At 44.0% G+C, this 3821-nt stretch carries 6 protein-coding genes; all 6 read left to right on the top strand.

The genetic code is table 11. The features are described from left to right. On the top strand, positions 1 to 594 hold a 594-nt coding region (locus KGY70_18555; protein ID MBS3777204.1), incomplete at its 5' end, for an arsenical-resistance protein. Between the two features lie 114 nt (positions 595 to 708). Then, on the top strand, positions 709 to 1467 hold the full coding sequence (locus KGY70_18550) for an ABC transporter ATP-binding protein (protein ID MBS3777203.1): 759 nt from the start codon (positions 709 to 711) through the stop codon (positions 1465 to 1467). Positions 1468 to 1469: 2 nt separating this feature from the next. Continuing rightward, positions 1470 to 2459: a SufD family Fe-S cluster assembly protein gene (locus KGY70_18545; protein ID MBS3777202.1), complete on the top strand. Its 990-nt coding sequence runs from the start codon at positions 1470 to 1472 to the stop codon at positions 2457 to 2459. Positions 2460 to 2469: 10 nt separating this feature from the next. Next, on the top strand, positions 2470 to 2658 hold the full coding sequence (locus KGY70_18540) for a DUF59 domain-containing protein (protein ID MBS3777201.1): 189 nt from the start codon (positions 2470 to 2472) through the stop codon (positions 2656 to 2658). Positions 2659 to 2735: 77 nt separating this feature from the next. Next, a complete protein-coding gene (locus KGY70_18535) occupies positions 2736 to 3215 on the top strand; it encodes an ArsA family ATPase (GenBank protein MBS3777200.1) in 480 nt (159 codons plus the stop codon). Next, positions 3212 to 3499, top strand: a complete 288-nt coding sequence (locus KGY70_18530; protein ID MBS3777199.1) for a hypothetical protein — start codon at positions 3212 to 3214, stop codon at positions 3497 to 3499. Before KGY70_18535 ends, KGY70_18530 begins: the two co-directional genes overlap by 4 nt. The last annotated feature ends 322 nt before the right edge of the window (positions 3500 to 3821 follow it).

The raw sequence follows: 3821 nt of genomic DNA, 5'->3' as shown, positions 1-3821 counted from the left end.
CAGGTTTCCCTGAACGACCTGATCATCCTGGTGGCTTACATACCCATTGTGGGGATCCTGCTGGGCATTACCAATGTTACCATACCCTATGGAACGTTGTTATCGAGCATTCTTATCTTCGTGGTCATACCCCTGGTTGCGGGTGTTATCACCCAAAAGCGGCTGATATGGAAAAAGGGGGAAGAATGGTTTCGAAACAATTTTCTTCCCAGATTCAAGCCTGTATCTATCATCGCCCTGCTGACCACCCTGGTGCTGTTGTTTGCCTTTCAGGGAGAAAGGATCATTGAAAAGCCGCTGCTGATCCTTCTGGCAGCCGTACCGCTGGTCATCCAGAGCTATTTCATCTTTTTCATTGCCTGGTATGGCGGTAGGTTCCTGAAACTACGGCACGATGTGAAGGCTCCGGCAGCCATGATCGGCGCCAGCAATTTCTTTGAGCTGGCTGTAGCAGTGGCCATCGCACTGTTCGGATTGCAATCACCTGCAGCAATGGTTACCGTAGTAGGCGTACTAGTCGAGGTTCCGGTGATGCTCTCACTGGTAGCATTCGCCAACAGGCACAATGGTAAAAAAGCAACGGGAGTGATATGATCATGCGAAAGTATACCAGAATGGACATTGTAGGTATAACTGAACGGTTGTTTTCGTTTTATAATCTTTATTTGGTAAAATTTAGTTATTTTGTGAAATAAAGGGGGTATTAATATGGATGAATCTCTTTTACGTATAAAAAATTTATACGTACGAAAAAATGAACAAAACATATTACAGAACATCAACATGGATCTCCGGCAGGGGAAGATCCACGGATTGCTTGGAGTGAACGGTTCGGGAAAATCGAGTTTGGCCTATACCTTAATGGGCTGCTCAGGTTATGAGCCTGATAAGGGGAGAATTGAATTCGAGGGACAGGATATCACAAAAAGTTCGATTACTCAGCGGGCCCGGCTTGGGATTACCCTGGCGTGGCAGGAGTCTGCCCGTTTCGAGGGATTAACTACAGGCGCATACCTGGCATTAGGCATGGAGAAGGCTGACGAGAATCATATACGTGAAGCGCTTGAAGCAGTTGGCCTGTCGCCAGAATGGTATTTAAACAGACCCGTTGATCACACCCTGTCAGGTGGAGAACGCAAGCGTATTGAGCTTGCAGCTGTTTTTGCCATGCGGCCTAAGCTTGCAATCCTGGATGAACCCGATTCAGGTGTGGATACCCTGTCATTAAACGATATTTCAAACATAATTAAGCGAATGGCAGCTCAGGGTACCACCATCCTGTTAATTACCCATCACGATGAAATGATGCAAGTAGCCGATTCAGCATCCCTTTTATGCCAGGGAAAAATTGTTTTTAGTGGAAATCCCGGTGATACCCGTACATATTATGGTAAGCGTTGCCAGCCCCATAGGGAAATACGCGGGGATCAACCCTGGGATGAAGTAGCAGACCAAAGGAAGATATAGTTATGAAAAATAATACCACAGAATCATATCATAGTAAAACTACTGAACCCGCATGGGCTAAAGAGTTTGAATCTATACTGAACGCGTATGAGCAGGCAGGTGGGAATCCTGAACCTTTGCAAAATTCGAATGCCGCTTTTTTAGTGGTCAATGCAAACCGGGTGCTTTCGGCGAATGAAATACCCGGGGTTAGTTTTGAAGCAGAAGAATTACCCAATGGTGTGCGGGCTCATATTCAAGTGGAAGCCGGAACCAAATTACAAAAACCGGTACATCTTTGTTTTGGGATGCTCCCAAAAGAAGGAGAACAACAAATTCTGGCAAACTATGATATAGGAGCCGGGGCGGAAGTGAAATTTTTAACGCATTGCACCTTCCCCAACGCCATGAAACTGAAACACATTATGGACGCAAACGTTCATGTGGGCCCTGGTGCGACAATGATCTACAACGAATCACACTTTCATGGGAAAGAAGGGGGAATAGAAGTGCTGCCAAAAACCAAAGTCAACGTAGAAGAAAACGGTACTTTCATTACAGGCTTCAGTTTGGTCCATGGCAGAGTTGGAAAATTAACCTTTGATTACGATGTAGAGGTAGGAAAAAACGGTGTGGCCGAACTAACAACAAAAGCTTATGGATTGGCAGATGATCAAATAGGAGTTACAGAGACTTTACATTTAAACGGATACGGGGCCAGGGGCTTAACAAAAACCCGTATTGCCGGTCGCGATGATGCCACAAGCGAAGTGTTTACAACAGCAGAAGGGAATGCACCCCATACGAAGGGACATATGGACTGTACTGAAATTGTACGGGGAAAGGCAACTGCCAGCAATCTTCCAAAAGTGGTAGTAAAAGATGAGAGTGCACGGGTCACTCACGAGGCGGCAATCGGGTCAGTCAACCATAAAGGACTGGAAACTTTAATGGCTCGTGGGCTTGATGAAGAAACCGCAGTCGATATCATCATTCGTGGTATGCTAAAATAAAAGATTGAATATGAGTAAGGTAGATGAGCAAGAAATACGGGAAGCTTTGCGCCAGGTTGTTGACCCTGAACTTGACGCAAACATTGTGGATTTGAATATGATCCGCGAAATTAAAATTACCGGAGAGAAGGTTAAAATTGGTCTTGTTTTGACGGCGCCAGACTGCCCATTGAGCGGATGGATAACGCAACAAATATAAAACGCGGTATCTGAATTGCCAGGAGTAAATGAAGTTGAAGTAGAACTTCTCGATGAACCGTGGGAACCAAATAGTGATTGGAAGTCCTTCTGGAGTTGCCTTTCGAATATCAACAACAGATTGATTCGAAAAACCAGGAAAACACGGCATCATCAACAGCTTTAAATCCCGGCGATTCGGATGGTAAAATACAAAAGCTGATTGAGCGGTTGAAAAATAAAGATAAGACGACTTTTATGCTGGTGGCTTATCCCGAATTTACGCCACTCAACGAAGGTTTACGGGCCATGAAGATTTTAGAAAGGGTAGGGATTACCATTCAGGGCGTTTTTCTGAACAACATCATAAATGAGACCGATTGTCCCGATGATTTTTCGCGCGAACGCTGGAAACTACAGCAACATTACCTGCACAATGCAAAAGAATTGTTCGGGGATAAGCCTTTGTTTAAAATACCCCTTTATCAGCATGAGATCATAGGTTTAACAGCTATTAAATACTTAAGTGAAAACATTTTCACAGATAACTTGTATAAACATAAAACTTCATTGGTATGAACGTATCAGAACAAGCATCTATAGAGTTAAAAAAAGTCCTTGACGGTTTTGAAAAACCGGGGGCCGGTATCCATATTTTCAGTTCACAGGGCTGTTGCGGCCCAGCCATTCAAATGGAGGTTGCTTTTCAGCCCAATCCAAACGAAACAGTAGTTCATTTAGAAAATATAGATTTCTTCGTTGAAAAAGAATTGCTTTCAACACTTGAAAACGTAACAATAGAACATGGGCCAAATGGATTTAGATTGCAAGGTATGAATAGCGGTAGTGGTTGTTGTGGATAAAAACACATAATGTAAAACAAGGAATGTCGTTTTTGGCCAATTTTTATTGGATCGTTCTTCTGAAGATATTCACCTTCTGAATCCATCCAGTGTCGCCTTTACCGGTGGTGTGGTCATCAGCTCGGCTCATTTAGCCAAGAGGCTGGAGTTTAACCAGGTTGATCGTCCCCCGGACCAACAGGCAAAATTACCATACCGAGCCCAATCGACAGATGCTTTATATTGCCTGCACCCGGGCCATGCCCAAACTTAATATCAGTTACACGGGCAGGTTGACTCCATTTCTGGAGGAAAAATAATTGAAATTCTTTTTCAGACCTAC

The sequence above is a fragment of the Bacteroidales bacterium genome (assembly GCA_018334875.1).
Lineage (GTDB): Bacteria > Bacteroidota > Bacteroidia > Bacteroidales > UBA12077 > JAGXLC01.
The sequence above is the reverse complement of the archived record's forward strand: the minus strand, read 5'-3'. Positions and strand labels throughout refer to the sequence as shown.